Origin of the sequence: Methyloceanibacter stevinii (assembly GCF_001723355.1) — a bacterium.
GTDB classification, from domain to species: Bacteria; Pseudomonadota; Alphaproteobacteria; order Rhizobiales; family Methyloligellaceae; genus Methyloceanibacter; species Methyloceanibacter stevinii.
This window is the reverse complement of record NZ_LPWE01000011.1, coordinates 228833-253931: the sequence shown is the minus strand read 5'-3', so window position 1 is coordinate 253931 and position 25099 is coordinate 228833. Positions and strand designations below refer to the sequence as shown.

The window sequence follows — 25099 nt, the reverse complement described above, 5'->3', positions numbered from 1 at the left end:
GACCACGAGACCGAAGCATGGAAACGTTCCCCACAATGGCCGACTCACAGCTGATCCGACCCTTCGAGAAGCCCCTCGCGCAGCGCGTAGCTCAAGAGTTCCGCGATGGAATGCACGTCGAGCTTGCGCATAAGGTTGGTGCGATGATTGTCGACGGTTTTGAGACTCACGCCCAGGCGGCTCGCAATCTCCTTGTTCGAAAGGCCCGTCGCGACGAGGCTGAGAATCTGTCGCTCGCGCGCCGTCAAGCTGCTCGCCGGCGTCCCCTCTTCCAGAAGAGCCACGATCTCGGGCGCGATCACCTTCGCGCCGCTCAGGATCACGGGGACGCTGTCCCGAAGCTCGTCGGGATCGCCACGCTTGGCGAAGAGGCCGTCAACGCCTGCGGTAACCAACTCACTGAGAAGACCGAGCGACGTCAGCCCCGTAAAGACGATGATGCGCGTGTCGGGGCTCCAGCGCCGCGCTTCTTCGTAGATTTCGAGGCCTTGCGCGTACGGCATGGCCATGTCCAAGGTCAGGAGACCGGGCTTGTGCTGGCGCACCAGGCTGATGGCCTCAAGGCCGTCCTGCGCCTCGGCGACAATCGAAATGCCGTCCACGGACTGAAGGATTTGCTTGATGCCGTCGCGCAGCAATTTGTGGTCGTCCGCAACGATCGCGGTCGCGCTGACTTTCGGTAAACCGTCATGAGCCATTCCGACATCCCCCCAGCGCACCGGCAAGTCGCAAGCACGCGCGCCCGCGACTATACCGTCATTGGCCCTGGCGGGCCTGCCTCATTTTGCTAGCAGCGCTTTTGGGGGCGGCTCAAGCGTGGGCCGCCGTCGAGGCGCCGTTGCAGCTCCAGCGCACGGACTTTCATGCCGATTTGGCGCCGCATGTGCGCTACCTCGTCGACGGCGATCACGCGCTCAGCCCCGATCAAGCCCTCGCACGCGTCCCGACGGACAAGTTCAAGCCCATCGAGACATCCATCGTAGATTTCGGGTTCACCAAGGCCCGGTTCTGGCTGTGGGCCGAGGCGGAGAACGCCTCCGAGGCGGCCGGCACGTGGAAGCTCGTACTGAGCAATCCCCTCTCCGATGCGCTGTCGGTGTACATCGTTCCCAGAATCGGCGACGGGTTCGGCGAGCCGGTCGAGATCCTGTCGCATACTCTCGACGAGCCGTTCGCGGCGCGCGAGCTTGCCTATCGCAACTACGTCGCCACCTTCCGGCTTGCCGCGTACGAGCGCGCCGGGCTGCTGATCGCCTATGCCTCCAAGGCCGCGACACAACAGATCCTCTATGTCGAGAGCCCGGACTACTTCTTCGCGCAGGTCGACCAGGAGGACATGCACAACTTCCTGGTCTTGGGCCTGTTGCTGGGCATGACCCTTGTCAGCGTCATCTATCTCACGGCGCTACGGTCGCGGGCCGCGCTGTACTACGGCCTATATATATGTGCGGCGGCCCTCTACCTGTTCCAAACAGACGGCTACGGCTTCCAATTCCTGTGGCCGGCCTCGCCCGGGTGGAACACCATGGCGGTGATTCCGATCGGCGCCGTCTGGGCGGCCAGCGGCCTGCAGTTCGCCCGCTCGTTCGTGGATGCGCCGAAGAACCACCCCACGCTGAACAAGCTCTTCATTGGCGGATTGATCGTTTCCTGCCTGATGTTTGCAACGTCCTTCTGGCTGTTCGAAACGCCGTGGTTCAAATTCGTTGCGCTCGCACTCGCCGTCTATTGCACGTCTCTCTATGTGGCAGCCGGCATCGCCGCAGTCCGGTGCGGCCAAGCGGGCGGGCGCTTCTTTCTGGTCGGCGCTATCATCGTCGTTGCGCCGATCCTGATCGGCCTCGTCAGCTATGCGTTGCCCGGCCGGTTTTCGCAGGACTTGATCGGACACGGCGCGCGCTATGCGCTCGGCCTGGAAGGGATCGCCTTCGCCCTCGCCATCTTCGTGAACCTTCTCGGCATACGGCGCGAACGCGACGAGGCCATGCGCCGCGAGATTGTCGAGACCAAGGAGAAGCTAGCGGCGGTCGAGGCTCTGCAAGAGGCCAAGCAGAAACATGCGCGCGCGGTGCAGTTGGCTGAGCGGCGGCGCGATCAGCTCGCGACCACGGCACACGATATTCAGCAGCCCCTCGCCTCCTTGCGCATGGCCTTGCGGCAGATGGAGGACCTTGCCGGCCACGACCGCGAGAAGATCGCCGGCAGCCTGTCCTATCTCGACCAGTTGATCGACCGGAACTTGCAACAGACTCGGCCCTCGGCAACGGGCGAAGACCATGACGAAATGCACGATCCTCACGCGAGCTTTGCCGCGAGCGCGCAAGACAAGCCGGCGGTCGAGGATTTTCCGGTCTCCGTCGTCCTCGCCAATGTAGCTCGTATGTTCGAGGCCGAGGCGCATGAAAAGGGCTTGGGCTTCCGCGCCGTTCCCAGCAGCCTCCACGTGACCGCCGATCCGATCGGTCTGATGCGGATCGTCAGCAACCTCGTTTCAAATGCAGTGAAGTACACCGACCAGGGACGCATCCTGCTCGGCTGCCGGGCGGAGCGCGACCGCGTCCGTATCGAGGTGCGCGACACAGGCCCCGGCATGACACAGGAAGAAGTGAGCCGTTTCCTCAAGCCGTACGAGAAAGGCGAGACCGGCGGCACGGGGCTCGGCCTTGCCGTCGTCTCACGGCTCGCGAACGAACAAGGCTTTACCTTCGACGTGACCTCGACCCCGGGGCGCGGCTCGGTCTTCGCCGTGTCCGTGCCGCGCAGCAGGACCGCCAACGCCTCCACCTGAGGAGCAAGATCAGCAGGCCTTGGCGGCCAAGACGGGTTTGGGCCCTTCGGATGGCCGGCTCGAGACGGCCATCCAGGCGTCGTATTGGGATAGAACACGCGCCCGTTCAGATGCTGGAGGAGGTGGGAGGCTTCCAGCCGGTCCATCACCGGGCCTTTGACCTCCGACAGATGGAAGCCGACACCCATGTCGGTCAGGCGCTCGTTGATGGCTTCGAGGCTCTCCAGCGCCGAGTAATCGACCGCGTTCACCGCCGAGAACATCAGAACGACATTGCGGATGCCGCAACCCTCGGTCACGCGGGCCAGGATCAAGTTCTCCAGAAAGCGGGCGTTGGCGAAGTACAGGCTCTCGTCGACCCGGAGCATCAGGAGGGCCGGGTCGGTCTCGACAGTGTGGCGGTTGATGTTGCGGAAATGATGGGTGCCCGGCACGAGGCCGATCTCGGCGACGTGCGGACGCGATGTCTTGTACAGATGCATGAGGACGGAGATGGCAACGCCGGCGGCGACGCCGATCTCCACGCCGAGCAACAGCGTCAGCAGGATAGTTGCCGCGACGGCGGAGAAGTCGGACTTCGAATAGCCCCAGGTCTTCTTGAGGATCGACAGATCGATAAGGCTCAGCACGGCGACGATGATGGTCGCGGCCAGGGTCGCCTCGGGAGGAAGTAGATCAGCGGCGTCAGTGCCACGGCAGCGATGGCCAAGCCGACGGCGGTGTAGGCGCCGGCCGCCGGGGTCTCGGCGCCCGCGCGAAGTTGACGACTGAGCGCGAGAAACCGCCCGTCACCGGATAACCGCCGGTGAAGGCCGCGCCGAGATTGGCGGCGCCAAGGCCGATCAGTTCCTGATCGGGATCGATGTGCTGACGCTTCTTCGCGGCGAATGTCTGAGCCACCGAGATGGACTCCACGAAGCCGATGATCGAGACGAGGATCGCGGGCACCGCGAGATCTGCAAGCAGGTCGGGCGACAAGCCCGGCATGGTCAGCGGCGGCAGGCTCTGGGGCACCTCGCCGACGATCGACAGGCCGCGACCGCTCAGGCTGAAATACCAGGCCACCAGCGTCGTCACTACGACAGCCGCGATGGGTCCCGCCTTGGTGATCAGGTCGGCGAGCTTCGGACCGAGACCGATTGATCGCAGGAACGGCTTCAACCCCTTGCGCACCCAGAACAGAAAGCCGATGGCCCCTGCCCCGATGGCGAGCGTGATGACGTTGGTCTCACCGAGATGCGCCACGAGCGACCTGATCATCTCCGGCAGCGTATGGCCGCCCGCGTCGACACCGAGGATGTGCTTCAGCTGGCTGCAGGCGATCAGGATGCCCGATGCGGTGATGAACCCGGCAATGACCGGGTGGCTGAGGAAGTTGGCGAGGAACCCGAGCCGCAGCACGCCGAGCATCAGCAGGAAGCCGCCGGACAGCAGCGCGAGGGTCAACGCGGCGACCACATAGCCGGCCGTGCCTTGTTCGGCCACCTGGCCGACGGCCGACGCCGTCAGCAGGGACACCACCGCGACCGGACCGACGGCCAGGGCGCGGGAGGTGCCGAAGATCGCATAGAGAATGATTGGCACGATGGAGGCATAGATACCGGCTTCCGGCGGCAGCCCCGCAAGCAGCGCATACGCAAGCGACTGCGGGATCAGCATGATCGTCACGATCACCGCCGCGACCAGGTCGTTCGAGAACGTGGTGGCGTTGTATGTACGCCCCCAATCGAGTACGGGAATGAACTTGCGCAGCCGAGCGATCATTTGTGGAGGATCACTTCGCAGCTACCGAGAGCCGCTCGGGCTTTGCCATCCACTCCTTGCCCTTGAGCATGGCCCACCAATAGATCGGCGGCAGCATCTTCTCTTTGAGGATCCACGCGGCGCGGGAGGGTTTCGTGCCGTCGATGAAGAATTTCGGGAAGCTCGGCTTTAGCGCGCCGCCATATCCGAACTCGGCCAGCACGATCTTGCCGCGCTCGACCGTCAGCGGGCAGGAACCGTAGCCGTCGTATTGCGCCACCGCGGATCTGCCGGCGATATCGGCGACGATGTTCTCGGCAACCGTCGGAGCTTGTTTGCGGGCAGCGGCGGCCGTCTTGGCGTTCGGCGCATTCATGACATCGCCCAGACTCCAGATGTTGTCGTAGGTCTTGTGCCGCAGCGTGGTCTGATCGACGTCGACCCAGCCGGCTGCGTCGGCCAGCGGCGACACGCGGATAAAGTCCGGGGCCGTCTGCGGCGGACAGACATGGATCATGTCGAAGTCCGTCGTCACGATCTCCGGCTCGGTATCCGGCTTGGAGACCTTGAACGTGGCGGTCTTGGCCGAGCCGTCGATGGCGATCAGATTGTGGAAGAAGTTGAGGTTCGCGCCGTACTTCTCGACGTATTTCATCAAGGCGGGCACGTAGTCCTTGACGCCGAACAGCACGCCGCCGGCGTTGTTGAACTGGATGTCGATGTCCTTGAGGACACCGCGGCGGTACCAGGCGTCAGCCGAGAGATACATCGCCTTTTGCGGCGCGCCGGCACATTTGATCGGCATGGGCGGCTGGGTGAAGATCGCCCGGCCCTTGTTCAAGCGCTGGACCAGCTCCCACGTATACGGCGCAAGGTCGTAACGGTAGTTCGAGGTCACGCCGTTACGGCCGAGCGTCTCCTCGAGCCCTTCCACGGCGCCCCAATCGAGCTTAAGCCCGGGGCAGACGACGAGACGGTCGTATTTGACCACGCGGCAACCATCCAAAATAACGGCGTCGTTCTGCGGCTCGAACGCGGCAACCGCGGCCTTGATCCAGTGGACGCCGCTCGGAATGAGCGAGCCCATGGTCTTGGCCGTGTCCTGCGCCTGGAACACACCGCCGCCGACCATGGTCCAGCCGGGTTGATAGTAATGGATCTCCGCGGGATCGATGATCGCGATGTCGAGCTCGGGACTACGCGCGTAAGACTGGAGGCGACGGCGATGCCGCCGGCCCCGCCGCCGACAATGACGATGTCGAATTTGGCATCGCCCGTGTCGGTCGGCGTCTTGCCGCCATTGGCGATGCGCCGGGCAACGCCGTTCATGTCGTAGCCGGCCGCCTTGGCCGACGCCAGGATGTCCGACATGGGCAGCGCCTTGGACTGGCTCAGCGACCATAACGTCACCGAGCGCGTGCCCGTGCGGCAATAGGCGAAGACGGGCCCCGGAAGCTCGCGCAGCGCGGTGCCGAAAGCGACGGCATCCTCGTCCTGCACGAGCCCGGACTTGACCGGCAGATAACGCGCCTCGAGTCCGACGGCGTCGGCAGCCTCGTGGATCTCCTCGAAGGTCGGCTGATCCGCGCCCTCGCCGTCGGGCCGGTTGCAGACGATCGAGCGGAAGCCTTGCGCCTTCACCTCGGCGATGTCGGCCGGCGAAATCTGGCCGCTGACCGACAGCGCGTCCGAAATGCGTTTCAGTTCCATCAGCGCGTCTCCGCTTAGCTTAGAGGCCGTTGACCGGGACTTTCAGCATCGGCCGGCCGTCTTTGTCCTTCGGCACCTCGCCGCCACGTATGTTGACCTGCAGCGAGGGGATGATCAGCCGCGGCATGCCGAGCGTCGCGTCGCGCTCGGTGCGGAATTTGATGAAGTCTTCCTTCGTCTTTCCGTTACCGACATGGATGTTGTTTTTCTTCTCCTCGGCGACCGTGGTCTCCCAGGCGTATTCGCGTCCGCCCGGCGCATAGTCGTGGCACATGAACAGCCGCATCTCGTCCGGCAGGCTCAACACCTTCATGATCGAGTCGTACAGCGTGCCGGCATCGCCGCCGGGAAAGTCGGCGCGCGCGGAACCGCCATCGGGCATGAACAGTGTGTCGCCGACAAAGGCGGCATCGCCGATCACGTGGACCATGCAGGCCGGCGTGTGGCCCGGCGTGTACATGGCGAAGGCTTTCAGATTGCCGATGGTGTAGGTGTCGCCATCCTCGAAGAGAGCGTCGAACTGGCTGCCGTCGCGCTGGAACTCGGTGCCCTCGTTGAAGAACTTCCCGAAGGTCTCCTGCACGACCAGTATCTTCGAGCCGATGCCGAGCTTGCCGCCGAGCTCCTGCTGAATGTACGGCGCCGCCGACAGATGGTCTGCGTGGGCATGGGTCTCGATGATCCATTCGAGCTTGAGACCGCGCTCCTTGATGCGGGCGATGATCTCGTCGGCACTGTCATGGGTGATGCGGCCCGCCGCGTAGTCGAGGTCCATCACACTGTCCACGACGGCACAGGAGTCCGACGTCGGGTCTTTGACGATGTAGCTGATGGTGTTGGTCGGCTCGTCGAAGAAGGATTCGACTTCCGGGTGGACGGTCATGTCGATCGGATAGTTCGTCACGAGAATAGTCCTTTCCAAATTGGGTGCCTGGACCTGGCCGGCTGGCGGGGCCCCGCGCGCTCAGTGCGCCGCCGGGACGCCCGGCCACAGCGGGCCATTCAAGTCTTCAGGCACACGTCTTCAGGCCAAAGATGCTGTAGATGGGGCAGACGCGAACGAGGGCCACGATCAGCATCACCACGCCGACAATGGCCGCGCCATATTTCCAGACCGGAGTGTCGGCGAGCGGCAAACCGCTGAAAAACGCGAACCACAGCAAAACGAGGCCGAGTACTGCGCGGAAAATCCGGTCGATTGTGCCGACATTTGCGGTCATGGCGGAGCCTTTCAGGGTTGAGTTCCCCATGAAATTACTGGGTCCTGTCGAGCCTGTCGGTGATGTAGTCACATAGGCCTGGAACGGCTCGTAAGGGCCTCAAGCGGAGGCGGCCAAGCGCTCCAAGGCCGGTGTGTCGCTCAACGAGACATGGCCTCGCGAAAGGCGGATCCAGCCGCGCTTCTGGAACTCGCTCAGCTGGCGCGAAACCACCTCGCGCGCCGTGCCGAGCTCGGTCGCAAGCTGCTGGTGCGTCACCTCGAGCTCGCCGGAGCCTCCCGCAAGCCCGATGAGCCGGTCCGCGAGCCGCACGTCGATCTTCCCGAAGGCGACCTCGTCGATGACACGAAACAGGTCCGTGATACGGCGCGCATAGGCTGCAAAAACGAAAGCGCGGAACTGCGGGGAGCTGGCGGCCAGCTCGTCGAATACCGCCCGAGGGATCGCCACGGCAGTCACGGCGGTCTCCGCAACGCCTTCGGCCGAATAAGCCTCATGGGCGAGCAGGCAGGCCGTGGTCAAGACGCAGCTTTGCCCCGCCTCGACCCGATAGAGCACGATTTCGCGCCCGCTTTCGGAGGTCTGCGAGACCTTTACCGTTCCTTCGATCAGGAGCAGCAAATTGTCGGGCTCAAGACCCGGACCGAAGATCTTGGTTCCGCCCGGAACGGACACGACCTGACTGCGACTCACCAGGGTGTCCTTGATCGGCTCCGGGAGGCGGCTCAATCCCTCGAAACGCTCGATCCAGTTGGCGTCTTTCATCGAGAATGCTTTCTTTCCAATCGCTTGCCGAGCGCGGCGCCGTGCCCGCAGCAGGCACAGCCGTGGTTTTAGTAGACATTCGCCCCCGACGCGAGCGGTAGCGCTCGTCGCGCCTCGCCGACAGCCGCAGCCGGAAGGGCACGCACCGAGGCGCTATTGCTTGAGGCGCTCTATGATGGCCTGCAGCGCTTCGATGGCCTCGGCCCGCTCGCGCTTCTTCAGGTCGAGCAGCAGCTTGAAGCCGTCCTGCTCCTCCCGGATGACGGATCCTTCGCGCTCCAGATCCTCATAGAGGCCAAGCACCTTGTAGCAGCGGACGGGTTCGGCGAATCCCTTGACCTTGATGGGCTCGCGTTCCTCAACGTCCACCTCGTCTTTCACAAGTGCGTAGGTCTCGTGACCGATCAGAATGCTGTCGGTGTCCGCATGGAACTCGAGGCGCGCCGTGGCATTCACGCAGCTGCCGATGATGGTGTAGTCCATGCGCTCGTCGCCACCGAAATTACCCACGGTAACGTAGCCGGTGTTGATGCCCATGCGCAGGTGAAACGGCTCCGTGGCGCCGAGTTCCAGCCATTCCGTATGGAGCTCACTCAAGCGCCTGAGCATTGCCAACGCCATGCGTACACAGGCGCAAGCGTCCTCCTTGACTCCCTTGGACTGGGGATCGCCGAAGAACACCATGATGGCGTCGCCGATATATTTGTCGATGGTTGCGCCGTATTCGAGCGCGATGTTGGTCATCTCCGTGAGGTAGCGATTGAGCAGGTTGGTGAGGTCCTCGGACTCCAGCCTGTCGGTCGTCTCGGTGAAGTTCATGATGTCGGAAAAGAAGATCGTCAGCTTCTTGCGGCTGGAAGCGATTTCGACGTTCTGCGCGCCCGTGAAGATCGAGTGGTAGATCTGAGGCGACAAATATTTCGACAGCTTGGTCGCCAGCGCATCTAGCTCCTTGTTGTGCTTGGCGATGACCGTGTTGGCCTCTTTCTGCTCCTTGCTCAGCGCGTTGAGCTGTTCCTCATTACGGTCGCTGAGGCGCATCAGCCGGCGCGTCGTGCGCAACAGCTTCTGATAGTCCTTGAGCAGGCCTTCGTAGAGCGTGCGGTCGCCAATGTCGGCGAAGCGGCCGTCGTCGAGGAGCTTCTGTGCCTCGACGATGACCTTCCCTTCGGCGGCGAAGAGATCGTCCGACGGCATCAGCCCGCCATCTTCTCAAGATGGAATACGGCGCTCTCAAGCTCCTCGCCGAATTCCTCGCCCAGCTCTTGCATCGTGTCGTCGTCGTTGTCGTAGAACCAGTAGACGTCCACGTCGGCGCCGTTCTTGGCGGCGTCCTCGAGCTTGTCCATCAGCATCATCACGGCCTTGGCGCTCGAGCTGTTCAAGTAAATGAGTTCGAAGTCGAAACGGCAACGCCCCTCACCCAGCGAACCGAGATACTCGTCGAGCGCGTTGAAGACCGGCCGGTAAAACTCGGTCGCGTCCTCGGGATAGGATTCGCCCGACAGCTTCAGGTGATTGTTCGGATAGTCGAAGACCACGGCCGGCGTACGGGAGGTCTGCTCAATGTTCAGCGGATCGCGCATCAATTCGGACCTCAAATCGTCGCCCTCAAGGCAAAGAAGACGTGGTCGCCATCGACATCGGCGAAGTCATACTCGATCGGCTTCGAGGCGCGACGCGCGATTTCCGTGAGGCCGAGCCCGGCCCCCTTGCTGCCTTGTTCGGGGTCCGCTCTAAGCTGTTCTTTATAGAGAATCTTCAAGTCGTCCTTGCTCATGTTCCTCACTTTTTCAAGCCGTTCCGCAAGCCGCCCGGCGTCGTCTTTGCGCACGAGATTACCGGCGCAGACCACGTAGTCATTACCCTCGCGTCCGATGGTGAGGATGCCGTAGCGCATCTCCATGAGCGCGCCCTGCTCGTCCGCGGGTGGCATTTCCTGACGCGCCTTTTCGGCGGAATAGCGGATAATGTTTTGCATCTGCTCGACGAAGACGGCGAACACACTGCGCAGGGTCTTGGTGTCGGCGTCATCGATGGTCAGCTTCTGCTTGAGCGCCTCCCCCACCCCGGACAGCACCGGCTCCGTCACATAGCCGCTATAGGCGAAGATCACGCCTTGGCGATGCAGCATCGACCGCAAGTCCATCAATTGGCCGGCTAGCATTGAGGCCTCCTAGGCACGGGGGATAAAACCCAAAACCGTCAGATCGTCGCGCCGCCTCTGATCGCCCTGAAATTTTTCGAAGGCGTCGCGCAGCGTTTCTTCCTGCTCATTCATCGGCGCATCGCGCAGCTTGTACAAGAGGTCTTTAAAGCGTTGCTTGCCGAAGGCACGGCCGCGCGGCCCCCCTATCTGTTCGATCAGCCCATCGGTCGTGAGGTAGAACGCGTCGCCTGAATCGTAGCCAAACGTGGTGTTCTTAAATCTCGTCTCTGGACGATAGCGCCGGTAGCCGAGGCCCTCGCGATCGCCTTTGATCTCGATAACGCCTTCGCTATTCGACCGCCACAGCGAGAAGCGCGCACCGGCAAACGTTATTTGCCGTTTGCTCAGGTCGATGAAACAGACTCCGGCTTCCAGTCCGTCGTCGGTTTCGCCGTGCTGCTCGTCCTGGCCAAGCAAGCTTTGCACGCCCTGATGCAGGCCGGACAGCACGGCGCTTGGGCCGCCGGGCGCATCGCGCAGCATGCGGTCGAGCAGACCCCAGGCGATCAGGGTCATGAAGGCGCCAGGGACGCCGTGGCCCGTGCAATCGCCGACCATGATCGCATGGCCGTCTTCAACGGGCTGAAACCAGAAGAAGTCGCCGCCGACGATGTCCCGCGGCTCCCAAATAAGGAAGTGGTCCGCCGCAATGGCTTCAATCTCGCGCCGCGCGGGAAGCACCGCGGACTGGATACGGCTGGCATAGTGCAGGCTCTGCAGGATGAGCTGGTTCGCCGCCGCAGCGCGCCGCTCGCTCTCCTTGATCTCGGTGAGATCGCTGTAGACGGCGACCGTGCCGCCGGTTTCGGTGCGGCGCTCACTGATCTGCAGCCAGCGGCCGTCCGACCGGCGCTGAAGAATGGGCTCGCCGGGATATCTGTGCTCGTCGAGGCGCTGGCGGAGCCAGCCTTCTTCGCGCCCCTTGGCATCCTCGATCAGGCCGTGGGCGACGGCCTTGCGCAGGATCGTCTCGAAGGAGGCTCCGGGCTCGGGCGGCCCGTCGCCGGCGTCGAACAGCTCGCCATACTTCTGATTGCCGAGAACCAGACGATCCTCGGAATCGTAGAGAGAGAATCCTTCCGAGATAGTCTCGATGGCGTCGGTCAGCCTTTGCTCGCGTTCGTGAAGTGCGGCTTGCTCGGCGGTCTTGCGCTCGGTCACCTCGGACCAGGTGCCGATCACCTCGAGCGGGGTACCGTTCCGGTCCTTGATGAGGGTCTGCTCGTCGCTGACCCAGCAATAGTTGCCGTCGGCTTTGCGGAACCGATATTCCGAGACGCGGCGCCCCTGATCGAACAATTCCGATTGACCGGCTTCGACCGCCGGAAGGTCCTCGGGAAGCACGTTCGAGCGCCAGAAGTCGGCCTGCTTCAGATAGTCGTCAGGCTCGTATCCCAGCACGCGCTTGATGTTGCCGCTGACGAATGTGGGCGCGAAGCTCCCCGTCGCGCTGAAGCTGTAGACCACCGCCGGAGCGCTGTGGAGCATCAGGTCGAAACGTGCACGCGCCGCGTTCTCGGCCTCTTCGGCCGTCTTGCGCGCGGAGATGTTGCTCCAGGAGCCGACGATCTCTACGGGCTCACCGTGCTCGTCACGCAAGAGATATTGCTCGTCGCTGACCCAGATATATTTGCCGTTGCGCTTGCGGAACCGGTACTCGGTCGCGTGGCGGCCCTTGTCGAAGATCGACGCCTCTTCGGCTTCGACGCCTGCGAGGTCGTCCGGGTGGACGTGGGAGCGCCAAAAGTCCGCATGCTCCATGTATTTCTCCGGGCAGTAGCCGAGGAGCCGCTTGATATTCTCACTGACGAAGGTGGGCGCGTAATCGCCGCGCGCGCCTTGAAGCTGTAGATGACGGCCGGCGCCGCTTCGAGAAGCGTCGACAGCCGGGCTTGCGTCGCGTCTTCCCGCGCCTCGGCGCTCTTGCGCGCACTGATGTCGCTCCAGGAGCCGACTACTTCGCTCGGCGCTCCTTGTGCGTCGTAGATCAGGTGCTGCTCGTCGTTCACCCAGCGATAGGCGCCGTCCTTGTGACGGAAGCGGTATTCGACGGTCAGATCCCCCGTCTCGAAGAGAGTCTCCAGATCGGCGTCGAGGCGCTCGAGGTCGTCGGGATGAACGCGCTCGCGCCAGAAGCCGGGATTGCCGAGATAGTCTCCCGGCGCGTAGCCGAACAGACCTTCGATATTGTCGCTGACGAAGGTGGGAGCGAAGTCGTCGCGCGCCTTGAAGGAGTAAAGCACCGCGGGCGAGGCGGAGAGCAGGCGCGCAGTTCGCGCCGAGGCATCCCCGCTCGCGCCGTCTCCTGATTCACGCAAAGCCTTCTCGATCGCCGCGGTCACCTCAGCGGGGTCCGTGCCAGGAATCAGCAAGGATTCCAGCGCGGCGGCAGCGCGAGCGGCACTCTTTTTCGGCGTCATGGCTAGGCTCTATCAGATCGCGGCAGGGTTGTCGCCGCTCTCGCCCGGGTTGCAGATTGTGCCGTCGGCCACAGGCTTTAGGCTATCCGATACTTTGCCTTGAACCGGCAGATCTCATCCCACACGTCCGGCGCTACCGACTGCGCGGTCACGCGGGCGAATATGCGGCTGAGAATGTCCCGCTCCTGGTCGTCCACGGTCCCATCCTCAAGCGCGAGTCTCTCGAGCATGGCCAGTTCCTGAGCGTCGATCGTGCCGTCGTTGGCGAACACGTACAGGAACGAGTACTGCATGATGGCGTTCGCATTCGAACTCACCGCGTCTCCTCCTTTTTTATTGGCCAGCCATCTTTACGTGGCTAGCAAGCAGCGAAATCCAAGATAGCACAGTGGCTTGGCGGGCGTCCAAGTCCAGCCGAGTCGCCGAGACATAGAAATGCACCGGTGCGGCCGGGAACGCAGCGAAAGGCTCTCTACTCTAGAGTTCCCTGATAACCGGGAAATATGTAGGGAACTTAGCTGGAAACAGGTCGTCGGGCGGCGCTGGATGCTAGTGAGTACCAGGACTGAGGGTGGTATTCACTATTAGCAGAACAGGGAAATACTGGCTGCGAACAGGGAACGTCACCCCCAGCAACAGGGACCGTCCTCACCTCTCAATGAATTTCCGCACTGAACTTCAATGCTGTTGATTCTACGCCTGCTCTCAGATGTCCGCTGGTGACCCGAGGCGGTTACGCGATCACGCCACGGCAGTGATTCAAGCGGCCTTACCAGGAAGGAGTGCTCCGACAGCCCCGGAGTGCTGCTCATTTTTCAGCATAGAGCGTCACACCGTCCCAATCTTCGGGCGGTGGCTTGTCGATCCATTCGAGACACAGCTCACGAAGTCGGAGCGAGGGGCCATCATGCGGATCGGCGGTCAACACTGACTCGAGAAGGTCCACTGCCTCCGCGAAGCGGCGTTTGGTGGAGAGGCGCAAGGCAGCCTCATACGCCTTGGACCGCTCGCGGACTGCCTCCGAGACCTGCGCCGTTTCACCAAGCGGTTCGTAGATGTCGACGGCTACAGCCTTGCCCTTCATTCTCACACGGTCGATCCGTCGCCAGGCGAACGTGGAGCCGGACGCGGAGACGACGGACTCTGTGGCGAGCGCTTTCGTTCCATAGCGGACATTGAGTGCTTCAAGACGGCTTGCCGTATTGACCGTGTCGCCGAGTGCTGTGTAGCTGAGCCGCTCCGGCGCCCCCACATTGCCGACGACGGCTTCTCCCGTGCAGAGACCAAAATGCGTGGTTAGGGCCGGACGATCGCTATCCTGCCATCGAGAATTCTGATCCCGAAGCAAGCGCTCGCATTTCAGGACTGCGGAAACCGCATGGGCCGCGTGATCTTCAAGCGGATCCGGCGCTCCCCAAAAAGCGACGATGCCGTCGCCTACGATCTTATCGACGGTGCCGCGCTCGCTCTGTAGCGCTGAGATCATGAGTTGGAAATAGGCCGACATGTGGTGTGTCAGATCTTCGGGGCCCATGCTCTCCGCAATGCTCGTGAAGTCCCTAATGTCCGTGAAGAGCACGGTGAGGCTGGTTCTCTTTCCTCCGATCATTGCGACCTCGCCTCTACGAACCAGGTCGCGGACAAGAGCGACCGAGACATAGCGCGAGAACGATCGAATACCGGTCAGCATCTGAGACTGCGCTTCCGCCAGCTGATCGATTTCGCGAACGCCGGACTTGATCTGAGGGGCGTCCGCCAGGTTCAAGTCGCGGATCTTTACGCTCTGTTCCGCAAGAGCCTCCAGGGGGCGGCTAAAATAGCGGGCGGCGACACCGGCCAACAGCAGTGCCAACACCACAGCAGCCGCCGAAACCGCGAGAACCCAGTGCCGTTGACGCTGGGCCTCGCCCAAGAAATCACGCTCGGGGACCGCTACGCCTATCCACAGCAGCTGATCCTGCAACCGGAACTGCCGGAATCCTCCCCACCACGCATCGCCATCACTTTCAAAACTGAACACCTCCTGCGGACGGCGTCCGCTGCTACGCCAGGTCGAGACTGCATCCCGGATAACATCCAGATCCAGTTCCTCTGCCGTCAGAAGGGTGGCAGCTCGGTCCGAGTCGGCTTGGCCAGACGCTTTCCGCAGGACGTCGCGAATTTCAGCTGAATCGGTCCAGCGCGCATCTGCCGGAAGACCAATCAAGGAGCCATCGCTGTGGAGTACGAAAGCTGTTCCGTTCGGACTGGGATGGAGCCCGGACGTGAATTCGGACAGATCCCTGAGTAGGAGATCGAACGCGACCAGTCTCGTTTGTCCCGAGGCTTGATCACGCCACTTCTGGGAAACCGTCAGACCGGCGTCTTTTGTGATGAAGAAGTAGTAGGGCGAAGTCCAATGGGTGCTCTCGAGATCCGCTCCAATATAGAAAGGCCGACGTCGAGGGTCGTAGTCCAGTGCCTCATCCGGCAGCGGCTCTTCCGAGTAGAGCTGTAGATCGCCGGTCCAGGTCACCACATAGCCGGCTGCCGGGCCTTTGTCCGCCCATACAAGCCGATTGTACCATTCGTAATCGTCGCCACCCCGCAGATCGCGGAACAAGAGGTACTCAAGGCCATCATCCCGAACGAGCATCATCGACGTGATCTGGCGGTGCCGGTCCAGGAGCGGCATGTACAATGAGTTCAGGCGCTGGAGGTCGGCGCGACCGTTGTAGTCGAGGAGACCGGACTCCCACCAGGTTCTCGATACATTCAGGAATTCTTCGATGGAGCCAAAAAAGTGGCTCATCTCAGACTGTACCTGGTCGGCGGACTGGTCGATATAGCGCTGCGACAGGTCGCGGATGGTTCGCCGCGCACCAAGGTCCACGACGATTAGAATCGAAGCCGCGATCAGAAAGACCAGCGCCAGCAGCATCAGCAGTAGCGCGCTACGTGTGGTGATCGATCTGGTGGCGGTCATGTCATTAGTTCTATGGCTGGCGCAGCCGACGAAACCATACGGCCCTGTCGACATCTAAGCAGTTGCCAGCAGAGAGCCTGCTCCATCCGGGTTTCATTTGCCGGGCAAGACGCGCTTCCAAGCCGCCGGCTCGTCTACGAGGCCGGTCGTCTCAAGATGGCGGAAGACGTCGACGAATTCCGGTGCGTACTCGTTGAGGGTTGCCAACGCGGACGAAGCCTCTTCCTCCCGTCCAGCAAGGGTGAGAATTGCCGCGCGCCACATCTGCAGGTCAGCATCGCTCTTCGTCTTCGCGACCGGCATGTCGATCACGTCGGCAAGAGCCTGTGAAGCCTGCCCGTCGAGTGCCCGCTCGAAGGCCGAGACCATCCGGTTATACCGCGCACTCCTTTCGACGAGAGTGCCAAGGCGATCGACGGGCGTCTCATGGTCGTCGACCCGCAGATCCACCACGCTGTCACGCCAGGGTCGTCCGCTGCGCGTCGCCCTGACCACTTTGATAGCCGCCGAGCGCTGTCCGCGAAAATCGCCACCGGCCTTCTCGGCCGCGTGCAGCGCCGCCATCAGCCGCGTTGCGAGTGTGCCGGAGCCGCTCTCGAACGCCTCGACCATGGCGTCCCATACTCCGTCGGTCCGCATCATGTTCGCCACGGCGATGCAGGTGTCACCAAATGCGTGGCCAGCTTCGGCGATGCAGGCGCTCCCGGTGTAGGCCGCCATTCGGCCTTCGCCGTCGATCATCGCGACCTGTCGCCGTTCCGGGTGGGCATCGATGCTGCTAATGGCGGTGAGCGCCTCACTGGAGGTGAGCCCCGCCCGGAGCGCATCGAGACCTAAGTCGCCGTAAGCCGGTTCGCCCATCGACTGGGTCGCGATGACCCCGAAGCCGGGCATGGTCCATGGCACGCTGTGGCCGACGGCAAAGGCCTGAGATTGGGTTGCGACGCCCATCTCTCCCGTTTTTGGGTCACGAGCGAGTATCGAATAGGTCATCGAATCCTGCCCTTCCGGCAGTCAGATCTTAGGCCCGGCACCGACACGAACTGGACACCGCCCTTCGGCGTCGCGACAAAGCAGGTGTTGGCGGTTGGTCAGCTGACACTAGCAAAAACCGAGTGGAGACAAATGCACAGCGCCTACACTATAGCGTTTGTGGCGCTGTCATTGCCCCTCATCGGCGCATTTGTGCACCAAAAGCCATGAAGTCCGGGCGCTTCTGAATAGACGGCACCGCAGCATGGCTTGGCACTAGCGAGCGATCCTTGCGACGCTGCCTCAAGAGCGATGCTCTCAATGATTGCGGGCTCGTCAGAACGGCTGAAACGCCTGCATCGACACGTCACCCGTAACCAGAGGGACGATCCCGATAATCAGAAGCGGTATGAGTACGGATGCGCCGACGATGGTCTGCACCTTGGCCGTAGAGAGAATCCCACGGTGCTGAATGCCAAACGAGATCAGCATCAAGAGCGCGCCGATAGAGAAAGTCGAGTTGAGCCGTAGACTGAGATCCTCTTTGAAGAAGGATAGGTCTACGAGTTGGATTTCCCAGGTCCTGATAGCTGCTTCCGGCGGGAAGAGAGCCGTAAGAATGTAGCCCGCCGCAATGCCGCAACCGATGGCAAGCACGGGTGTCCAGGCGAGCCAGTTGCACCACACAGACAATGGCGCGATGAGCCGGCTGTAGCGAACCCAGGCTGCCGCGCCGTAGACGGATGCACCACCCGATTTGTTCGGGAACAGCCCGGCAATTTCAGCGTAGGTGAAAGCCTGAACAAAGCCGAAGAGGACAGAAAGAGTCCAAACGAGGACAGAAGGAGTGCCAACCGTGGCGGCGATGCCGCCAATCGAGAACAATACGAGCGCAGGAACGCCGCTCGCGACCCAGAACGCGTCCTTCCAGCTGATGACGCGATGAAGATTGGACCCGCCGACACCCTCTTTTGCTGCGGCTGCGATTGAAGCCATTGAACTGCCCTCCAACTTGAGCTTCAGTTCTCGTCGCTCCAAAAAAGAAGCGCTGCCGGGAAGCTGTATGCCCCTGACAGCGCTAAAGTCCCAATTAGGGTGGTTACGCAAAATACAGTGCGGGCTGATCCTGCAGACGGCAATTGGCGCAAGTGGAGTTACCGGAACCCGGACGGGGGAGACCTCCCCCGGTCGGGGTAGCGGGAGCGTCAGGGAGGTACATTTGAGCACCGATCTCTTTGAGATTGTCGCCAACTACACATACGACTGGGAAAGTTGGTTTCTGCCCGACGGCCAAGTCCGCTGGGTCAATCCGGCCGTCGAGCGCATGACCGGGTTCTCCGTCGACGCGTGCCTGACGATGCCGGACTATCCCTTGGAGATCGTGCACCCCGAGGACCGCGATGCCGTGCGGGCCCTCCTCAAGTCCGCCCTCGAAGGGACGAGCGGCAATGACGTCGAGTTTCGCATCCAGCGCCGGGACGGTCAGGTGGGGTGGGCGGCCGTGTCCTGGCAGCCCATGATCGGGCCCGATGGGGAACGGCTCGGAGTGCGGACCAGCATTCGCGATATATCGTGGCGCAAGAGCGCGGAGGACGCGCTCCGCCTCGCGAAAGTCGATGCCGAGAAGGCGGACCGGGCGAAGAGCCGCTTTCTCGCCGCCGCGAGCCACGACCTGCGCCAGCCCCTTCAGGCGGTCAGCATGTATGTCTCGGCCTTGGCCCGCCGGGAAGCGGACGAGACGAGCCAGGAAATCCTAGCGGACATCCGCACCTGTCTCGACGCTGGGAACGAATTGCTCGAAGACCTCGTCGATATTTCGCGTCTGGACGCCGGCGTGGTCGTTCCCGAATTTTCGGACGTCGCCATCGCCGACCTTTTCGAGATGCTCGAGAAAAGCTTTCAGCGCGAGGCGCAAGACCGGAGGTTGGACCTCCGCTTCGTTCCGAGAAGCATTTTCGTGCGGGCGGACCATGCAATTCTAGCCCGTATCCTGCAGAATCTGCTGGCCAACGCGTTGCGGTACACCGAGCGGGGCCGGGTTCTGGTCGGGTGCAAGGTGCGCGGTGACGCTGCCATTGTGGAGGTATGGGACAGCGGCATCGGCATTGCGCCGGAATATCAGGACAAGATCTTCGAGGAGTTCTATCAGCTCGACAATCCGGCGCGGGACCGGCGGCGCGGGGCGGGCCTCGGCCTTGCCATCGTACGCCGCAAGGCCGCTCTCATGGGCGCGCCGATTGCGTTGCGGTCGGAACCCGGAAAGGGCTCCGTGTTTTCCATCACACTCCCCATCGCGCAAGGGAATGAGGCCTTCGAGGTGATACGCGAAGACGGGCAGCTGGATTTGACCGGATGCACCATCGCCGTCATCGATGACGAGCCCCATCAATTGAACGCCTTGGAGACGCTGCTTCGCGCATGCGGAGGACAGGTCATTGCATCCAATACGATCGACGGCCTCGTCAATCGGGTCGCGGCTTCGCAAGTCCCGCCAGAGCTGGCGATCGCCGATTACCGTTTGCAGGCCGGCGCCAGAGGTTCGGACGCGATCGCGGCGGTGCGCTTCAAGGTCAACCGCACCATTCCGGGTATTCTTGTGACCGGCGATACCGATCCCGAACGTATCGCCGAGGCCGAGGCCAGCGGCTGCCGGCTGATCCATAAGCCGGTGGATGGCGCAAGCTTGGTGCGGACGATCAATCAATTGCTCGGCAAAGTATCCTCCGCCGCGTGAGGCAAGCTCACGAGGGCCGGGTCGGAATGCGGCGCGGCCAGCCGAGATCCGCGGCAATCAGAGCCGCTTGCGTCCGGTTGTGAGCCGAGAGCTTGCGCAAGATCACCTTCACATGCGCTTTCACGGTGCTCTCGAGCAGGCCGAGGCTGCGGGCGATTTCCTTGTTCGACAGGCCCTCGATCATCAACGCAAGAGTGCTGCGCTGGCGGGGCGTGAGCTGACGGAGCGGGTTGTCTTCCGGGAGGTTCTCCAAATCTCCGGCCGTGCCGCTGCCACCCTCGGAGAGAATCTGATCGATCGCGTGACGCGGTACGTAAATCTCACCCGCGAGCACCAAATCGACCGCGTTGCGCAACACGCTTTCGCTCGACGATTTTGGGATATAGCCGCGCACGCCGAGCCCCATGCATTCCGCGATTTCCTCGGGCGCGGTATGGGCGGACAGAATGACGACGGGAACGGCGGGGCGCCGTTCGACGAAGCGCCGTACGCCTGCGGTCCCGTTCATGCCCGGCATCGCCAGGTCGAGAAAGACCAAGTCGAACTCTTCGTCGGTGTTGAGGACGTCCCAAGCCTCATTCGCATCCCCGGCATCGAATAGCTCGGCGACCGGAAACAACTGCCCTACGAGCAGTTTGAAGCCGGAGCGAAACAGCCTGTGATCATCGGCGATGAGAAGGTGCATGGGTCTCTCGTTCCCGGTGCGCAACAAAGCTTGACCATTGGGCGTCGTAACACTGCTTTTCAAGGTTCCCTCGTACGTCGGAGACACACCAACCCTCTTCTTGGGGCAGCGCCTCCCTCTTTAGGGGGAGGTGTCCCTCCCTTGCGCCGTCGACAGTGCCTGAGTATCGCATGAAGCTGATCGTTCAGTAAAAAAAATTTCCCCTGCGGAAAAGCAGGACTGAGGCGAAATGCCGCCTAGGGGCAATGGGAGGAATGAAATGAGAAGCCTAACTGAGCGTATAGAAGCGATGTACGCAATGGATCGGATGGGAGCATGGACCTTCGTGGCCGTGCTCTGGTGCACCGTTCTGTTCGTGCTCTACATGGTTTGGCAGGCCGTGCCGGATCCGGCAATTCGTCTGGTCCTAAGCTGCGCTGCTGGAGCCGTCCTCGTGTTCAACACGGCCTCCATTGGGGCGATGATTCGCCACTACAAGGAGGACAAGGACTTCATCTACGGCCTCGACATCAAACATCTCGACGCGGCACGCGAAGCCCGCGCCGAGCAATCGCGCACGGCCGCGCAACGGGCTTAAGGGGGATACGACAATGAGCAGAAAAGCGTATCGGCCGCCCGAGCAAGGCAAGGCCGGACAAATCTTCGACTCCATCTTTCTACTGGTGCTGGTCTACGCGGTGCTGTTTGCGCCGCTCGTTTTGGGCCTGACCGGCGGAGGCACCGTCACCAAGACCGTCGAGGAACCGACCTGGGAAGCGCTGGGTCAAAACCCAACGATGGCGACGCAGTGGGAGAAGCTCGGATTCACGCCGGAGACGGCCACCGAGATGATCACCACGCGTTTCGACTACACGATCAACCCCTGGGCGCTCCTGATCACCGCAGTGGTGATCCTCGGATACTTCGTGTTCCTGGTCCGCTTCTCGGACAAGGAATATCGCGAAGTCATAGCCGAGCGTTTCGGCGACAAGAAATAGGAGGGGTCGATGGATTTGTGGAACATCCTTGAATACGCCGCCTGGGGCATCTCCGGATTGCTCCTTTTGTGGATGCTTTTCGACGCACTCCAAGTCAATCGAGACTTCAGCGAGGAGCTGTTGACGTCCTCTCGCGAGGGTGAGCTCGAGGGCGAAAGCGAAAAGCACGAACTGACCTAGTGTCTGGAATCAAGGGGGACGGCGTCATGTCATCTACTGATACGGCCGGTCAGGACCGGCAGCGAATTTCACTCTTACGCGTTCTTGGGCCTGCCCACGTTTGGGCCCTGGGCGTGGTATTGTGCTTGTGGGCGAGTTCATGGGTTGGAACTTCTCGGTGGGCAAGGGCGGCGCCATGGGCTCCCTCATCGCCTGCTGGGTCATCGGCTTGCTCTACACCTGCGTCGCGATGATCGACTCGGAGGTGACCTCCACGGTCGCGGCCGCGGGCGGGCAATACGCCCAAGCCAAGCACATCATGGGGCCGCTCATGGCCTTCAATGTCGGACTGTACCTCGTCATGGCCTACACCATGCTCGAGGCTGCCGACGCACTTGTCGTGGGCGACCTGCTCACCGCGGTTGCCGGTGAAATGGGCCATGATGCTCTGGATCCGCGACCGTTCGTGGTTCTGACGATCGCGGCGCTCGCGTGGTTGAATTACCGCGGTGTGCTGATGACGTTGACGGTCAACTTCGTCATCACCGCGGCCGCCTTTATCTCCATCGTCGTTCTGTTCCTTGGCGTTCAGCCCTGGAACCCTGGAGAGATGCTGCAACATCGTGAGCTGCTGACCGATTTGCCGTATGGCTGGATCGGCGTGATCGCAGCCTTCCAGTTCGGTATCTGGTACTACCTCGGGATCGAAGGTACGTGCCAAGCCGCCGAAGAGGTGCGGTCACCGGCACGCTCGCTTCCTTATGGAACGATGAGCGGTATCATCACGCTTCTCATCGCGGCGACCATGACGTGGTACGTGGCCACGGGCCTTCTCCCCTGGGAGTTTCTCGGCCAAGCTGCGACCCCGCTTTACGATGCTGCCCGTGTAACCGGCGTGCCTGCGCTTCAGGTGTTCCTCTTCATTGGTACGCTCTTCGCGGCCATCGCTTCGGCCAATGGCTGCATCAACGATGCCTCTCGCTCCTGGTTCTCCATGGGGCGCGATCGTTACATGCCGCTTTGGTTCGGCGCGGTGCATCCGCGTTACCGTACGCCGTACCGGGCGATCCTGTTCTTGATCCCGATTGCGGTGAGCTTTGCCTTCACGGGGCTCCTCGACCAGGTCATCACCTTCTCGATCCTGTCGGGGCTGCTCGGCTATACGTTCATGCCGATCAATATGTGGATGTTCCGGAAGAAGTGGCCGCTCGGCACCATCCGCCGGGGCTACGTGCATCCGTTCCATCCACTGCCAGCGATCGTGCTCCTGTTGCTGTGCATCACCACGTACTTCGCCACGTTCCTCGGCTACGGGACACAGCTCCTGGCCATGATGTGCTTCTACATCGTCGCGTCGCTGTGGTTCGTCTTCCATCGGTACAAGTATGTCCGGAGGGGCGATCAGTTCACCATGCCGTGGTCGCGGCGCGCGGATACTAGGAGGCACTCATGATCAAGAACATCCTATGCGCTGCCGACGGATCGGCCATCTCGGCCAAAGCAATCGATTTTGCGATTGATTTGGCCAAGGAACTCGGGGTCCCGCTCACGATCCTTGCGGTCGAGCTGGTCTCCAAAGAGGACATGGCTAACTCGCCCTTCTGGGACTCTCAAGTGCTGGCAGCCAGCGATGCCATCACGCGGGCCGAGTTCGAGCGCGCCGCCAAGAAGGCCAAAGAGGCGGGATTGGACGGCGTGTCATGTGCGACGGCAAGCAGCCGCAACGTCCCGGAAGCGATCGCGGCCTATGCCGAACAGCATGGCTTTGATCTCATCGTCATGGGATCTCACGGTCATACGGGCCTGTCCCGCATGATCTTGGGCTCGACGGCCTATGCCGTGACAGCGCGGGCCCATTGTCCCGTGACGATCGTACGGTAGGCGTCCATGACGGTCCTGGCAGTCATAACAGCGGTGGTGGGGCTGGCATATCTTGCCTACCGCCACCGCGAAGATCAGAAAACGGTCCGAGCACGGAGGGCCGCGTTCTTCACCGACTGCCGAACCGTACTAGACGACCCAAAGCTCGCCCTCGATGTGTTCGGATATCCTACGATCACCGGCACGTATGAGGGCGAGCCCATTCGGGCGGATGTGGTCGTCGACGGCATGGCGCTGCGCAAGCTGCCCTCATTGTGGCTGCGGGTTACACTGCAGGCGCCTGTCGCGACGGGCAGTGCCGTCGACATTATGATGCGGCCGTCGGGGGCCGAGTTCTTCTCGCCTTTCGACACGTTGTCCGAGCGGCTGGATACGCCGGCGAATTGGCCGGAACGTGCCGTGATCCGTTCCGACAACCCTGACAGGATTCCGCCACCGGAGGCGATCCAGCCCCATTTGGACATCCTCGATGAGGCCAAGGGGAAGGAGCTTCTGATCACGCCGAAGGGCGTGCGGATCGTTTGGCAAGCCGACGAGGCACAGCGGGGGGACTACCTCCTACTGCGTCAAGCACGTTTCGAGGTCGTTCGGTTCGACCGTGAGCGCTTTGTCGATCTCGTGCGGCGCTGCATCGCGGTGCGGCATGCGTTGGAGACCGGTGCAACCAAGGAGATCCCTCGTGAAGCCGCCGCCTGAAATTCTCGCGCGAGTCGGTTCTGACCGCCGGCCCGTAAACCCCTATATCGTCCTGGCTCTTGCCATCGTTTTACCCGGTGCGGGCCACGTCGCGGCCGGCATGCCGAGCCGCGGTCTGGTGTTCGTGTTTTTCATGCTTCTGTTCGGCTATATCACGGTGCAGCTCACCTCACCCGATCAGTCTCTCATGGGCCGATTTGCCGGCGGACTGTTTATCTACGCGCTCTCCATCACCGATGCCTACAAATGGGCGCGGCTGCGCCAGGAGGAATTCGCCAGGTCCCGGCAAGACGTATCAACCTTGGCCTGACGTTCGGAATTACTTGTCCGAGTGCAGATCTCACACGGGCGCGATCGGCCGTTCAGCGTTCGATGAGAAAGTTCCCGTGAGGCCCGTGCTGACCTGGGCCAAGCTTTCGGCCTCGTCCTTCAGCATCACCCCCGATAGCCCCCTGCGCCGCGCTTCGGTCATCAGGTAGTTGAGCTTGTGCGCCGCATGGGGATAGCTCAATCCGGCGGGCCGGACGTTGGAGATGCAGTTTCGCGACTCGTCGGTGAGGCCGGTCCGCGGGTTCAGCGTCATATAGATGCCCATGCTGTCGGGCGAGCTGAGTCCCGGCCTTTCGCCGATCAGAACGACAACTGTCTTTGCGCCGAGAAGCTCCGCGACCTCGTCGCCGATCGCCACCCGCGCCTCCTTCACGATGCAGAGTGGCGCGATGTGCCAGTCTTCCTTGGGGAGCGAGGGCAGCATGGCGTCGAGGAACTTCGCGGCGTTCTCCTCGATCGCGAGCGCAGATAGGCCGTCGCCGATCACGAACACCACGTCATAGGGCTCCTCCGGCCGGGGTAGGTTCTCGAGCACCATGACCGAGGCCTCGTCGAGGCGCCGCCCCATATCGGGTCGTTGCAGATAGGTGGCCCTGCTGTCGGCGCGGCTGCTCAAGAGGATCGAGGCAAGCCCTCGCGTCCGAAGGCTCTCCTCCAAGGCCGGAATGTCGAGCGCGTGATGGACCGCGTCGCGCGCCCGCGCATGAGCAAGCTGGAACTCCAGATGCGGCTTGGTCGGAAGGCTGGTACCGGAGTGCCCGAGCGCGATGCGCGCCGGCGTGTATTGACGCAGCTTGTTCCAGGGATCGTTGACGACGGCCGGGCGCTTGTCGTTGGACACGGGA

Annotated in this window: 22 protein-coding genes and 4 pseudogenes; 9 read left to right on the top strand and 17 right to left on the bottom strand. The window is 62.2% G+C overall.

Annotation, left to right across the window (positions count from 1 at the left end):
- Positions 1 to 44 precede the first annotated feature (44 nt).
- A complete protein-coding gene (locus AUC70_RS07910; RefSeq protein WP_069444340.1) occupies positions 45 to 698 on the bottom strand; it encodes a response regulator in 654 nt (217 codons plus the stop codon).
- A gap of 140 nt (positions 699 to 838) precedes the next feature.
- Between AUC70_RS07910 and AUC70_RS07905 the strand changes: the two genes are divergently transcribed.
- A complete protein-coding gene (locus AUC70_RS07905) occupies positions 839 to 2788 on the top strand; it encodes a sensor histidine kinase (protein WP_141702022.1) in 1950 nt (649 codons plus the stop codon).
- 9 nt (positions 2789 to 2797) lie between these two features.
- On the opposite strand, the pseudogene AUC70_RS07900 reads toward AUC70_RS07905, so the two are convergent.
- The 14 genes and pseudogenes from AUC70_RS07900 to AUC70_RS07835 all read right to left on the bottom strand — a co-directional run bounded on the left by AUC70_RS07900 (position 2798) and on the right by AUC70_RS07835 (position 17788).
- A pseudogene (locus AUC70_RS07900) lies at positions 2798 to 4552 on the bottom strand (SulP family inorganic anion transporter).
- A gap of 10 nt (positions 4553 to 4562) precedes the next feature.
- A pseudogene (locus AUC70_RS07895) lies at positions 4563 to 6241 on the bottom strand (bifunctional protein tyrosine phosphatase family protein/NAD(P)/FAD-dependent oxidoreductase).
- 19 nt (positions 6242 to 6260) lie between these two features.
- The gene (locus AUC70_RS07890) at positions 6261 to 7124 is read right to left on the bottom strand and encodes an MBL fold metallo-hydrolase (protein ID WP_069444625.1); all 864 of its coding nucleotides are present in this window, start codon (positions 7122 to 7124) and stop codon (positions 6261 to 6263) included.
- 127 nt (positions 7125 to 7251) lie between these two features.
- Positions 7252 to 7461, bottom strand: a complete 210-nt coding sequence (locus AUC70_RS07885) for a YgaP family membrane protein (RefSeq protein WP_069444338.1) — start codon at positions 7459 to 7461, stop codon at positions 7252 to 7254.
- A gap of 99 nt (positions 7462 to 7560) precedes the next feature.
- Positions 7561 to 8226, bottom strand: a complete 666-nt coding sequence (locus AUC70_RS07880; RefSeq protein ID WP_069444337.1) for a Crp/Fnr family transcriptional regulator — start codon at positions 8224 to 8226, stop codon at positions 7561 to 7563.
- Positions 8227 to 8379: 153 nt separating this feature from the next.
- Positions 8380 to 9423, bottom strand: coding sequence for an adenylate/guanylate cyclase domain-containing protein (locus tag AUC70_RS07875; protein ID WP_069444336.1), 1044 nt, complete (start codon positions 9421 to 9423; stop codon positions 8380 to 8382).
- Positions 9423 to 9812 carry a DUF1987 domain-containing protein gene (locus AUC70_RS07870; RefSeq protein WP_069444335.1) on the bottom strand — a complete coding sequence of 130 codons (390 nt, stop codon included), beginning with the start codon at positions 9810 to 9812 and terminating at the stop codon, positions 9423 to 9425. The genes AUC70_RS07875 and AUC70_RS07870 overlap by 1 nt, the downstream gene beginning before the upstream one ends.
- Positions 9813 to 9823: 11 nt before the next feature.
- A complete protein-coding gene (locus AUC70_RS07865) occupies positions 9824 to 10393 on the bottom strand; it encodes a SiaB family protein kinase (RefSeq protein WP_069444334.1) in 570 nt (189 codons plus the stop codon).
- A 9-nt stretch (positions 10394 to 10402) separates the two neighbouring features.
- A complete protein-coding gene (locus AUC70_RS07860) occupies positions 10403 to 12196 on the bottom strand; it encodes a PAS domain-containing protein (protein WP_069444333.1) in 1794 nt (597 codons plus the stop codon).
- A gap of 161 nt (positions 12197 to 12357) precedes the next feature.
- Positions 12358 to 12855: pseudogene (locus tag AUC70_RS17940) on the bottom strand (PAS domain-containing protein); the annotation flags it as partial.
- A 77-nt stretch (positions 12856 to 12932) separates the two neighbouring features.
- Positions 12933 to 13172 carry a hypothetical protein gene (locus AUC70_RS07850; RefSeq protein ID WP_141702021.1) on the bottom strand — a complete coding sequence of 80 codons (240 nt, stop codon included), beginning with the start codon at positions 13170 to 13172 and terminating at the stop codon, positions 12933 to 12935.
- Between the two features lie 491 nt (positions 13173 to 13663).
- Positions 13664 to 15820, bottom strand: coding sequence for an adenylate/guanylate cyclase domain-containing protein (locus tag AUC70_RS07845; protein ID WP_069444330.1), 2157 nt, complete (start codon positions 15818 to 15820; stop codon positions 13664 to 13666).
- A 93-nt stretch (positions 15821 to 15913) separates the two neighbouring features.
- Positions 15914 to 16813 (bottom strand): DUF1028 domain-containing protein, encoded by a 900-nt coding sequence (locus tag AUC70_RS07840; RefSeq protein WP_083241395.1) that lies wholly within the window; start codon positions 16811 to 16813, stop codon positions 15914 to 15916.
- Between the two features lie 315 nt (positions 16814 to 17128).
- On the bottom strand, positions 17129 to 17788 hold the full coding sequence (locus AUC70_RS07835) for an amino acid permease (protein ID WP_083241394.1): 660 nt from the start codon (positions 17786 to 17788) through the stop codon (positions 17129 to 17131).
- Positions 17789 to 18011: 223 nt separating this feature from the next.
- Here AUC70_RS07835 and AUC70_RS07830 point away from each other — a divergent pair, with 223 nt between their 5' ends.
- Positions 18012 to 19526, top strand: coding sequence for a hybrid sensor histidine kinase/response regulator (locus AUC70_RS07830; RefSeq protein ID WP_069444328.1), 1515 nt, complete (start codon positions 18012 to 18014; stop codon positions 19524 to 19526).
- A gap of 7 nt (positions 19527 to 19533) precedes the next feature.
- On the opposite strand, the gene AUC70_RS07825 is transcribed toward AUC70_RS07830, so the two are convergent.
- Positions 19534 to 20211, bottom strand: coding sequence for a response regulator transcription factor (locus AUC70_RS07825; protein WP_069444327.1), 678 nt, complete (start codon positions 20209 to 20211; stop codon positions 19534 to 19536).
- Positions 20212 to 20470: 259 nt separating this feature from the next.
- Here AUC70_RS07825 and AUC70_RS07820 point away from each other — a divergent pair, with 259 nt between their 5' ends.
- The 7 genes and pseudogenes from AUC70_RS07820 to AUC70_RS07795 all read left to right on the top strand — a co-directional run bounded on the left by AUC70_RS07820 (position 20471) and on the right by AUC70_RS07795 (position 24234).
- Complete coding sequence (locus tag AUC70_RS07820) at positions 20471 to 20788, top strand: hypothetical protein (protein WP_069444326.1); 318 nt, start codon at positions 20471 to 20473, stop codon at positions 20786 to 20788.
- Positions 20789 to 20801: 13 nt separating this feature from the next.
- The gene (locus AUC70_RS07815; protein ID WP_069444325.1) at positions 20802 to 21188 is read left to right on the top strand and encodes a hypothetical protein; all 387 of its coding nucleotides are present in this window, start codon (positions 20802 to 20804) and stop codon (positions 21186 to 21188) included.
- Between the two features lie 9 nt (positions 21189 to 21197).
- Positions 21198 to 21368 (top strand): hypothetical protein, encoded by a 171-nt coding sequence (locus tag AUC70_RS17315; protein ID WP_162273589.1) that lies wholly within the window; start codon positions 21198 to 21200, stop codon positions 21366 to 21368.
- A 26-nt stretch (positions 21369 to 21394) separates the two neighbouring features.
- Positions 21395 to 22800: pseudogene (locus AUC70_RS07810) on the top strand (APC family permease).
- Entirely contained in the window at positions 22797 to 23228 is a 432-nt protein-coding gene (locus AUC70_RS07805; RefSeq protein ID WP_069444324.1) for a universal stress protein, read from the top strand. Before AUC70_RS07810 ends, AUC70_RS07805 begins: the two are co-directional and overlap by 4 nt.
- 6 nt (positions 23229 to 23234) lie before the next feature.
- A complete protein-coding gene (locus AUC70_RS07800; RefSeq protein ID WP_069444323.1) occupies positions 23235 to 23924 on the top strand; it encodes a hypothetical protein in 690 nt (229 codons plus the stop codon).
- A complete protein-coding gene (locus AUC70_RS07795; protein WP_244505550.1) occupies positions 23908 to 24234 on the top strand; it encodes a hypothetical protein in 327 nt (108 codons plus the stop codon). Before AUC70_RS07800 ends, AUC70_RS07795 begins: the two co-directional genes overlap by 17 nt.
- A 30-nt stretch (positions 24235 to 24264) precedes the next feature.
- Here the strand turns inward: AUC70_RS07795 and eutC are convergent, their stop codons facing one another.
- Positions 24265 to 25095, bottom strand: coding sequence for an ethanolamine ammonia-lyase subunit EutC (gene eutC, locus AUC70_RS07790; protein ID WP_069444322.1), 831 nt, complete (start codon positions 25093 to 25095; stop codon positions 24265 to 24267).
- Positions 25096 to 25099: the final 4 nt, after the last annotated feature.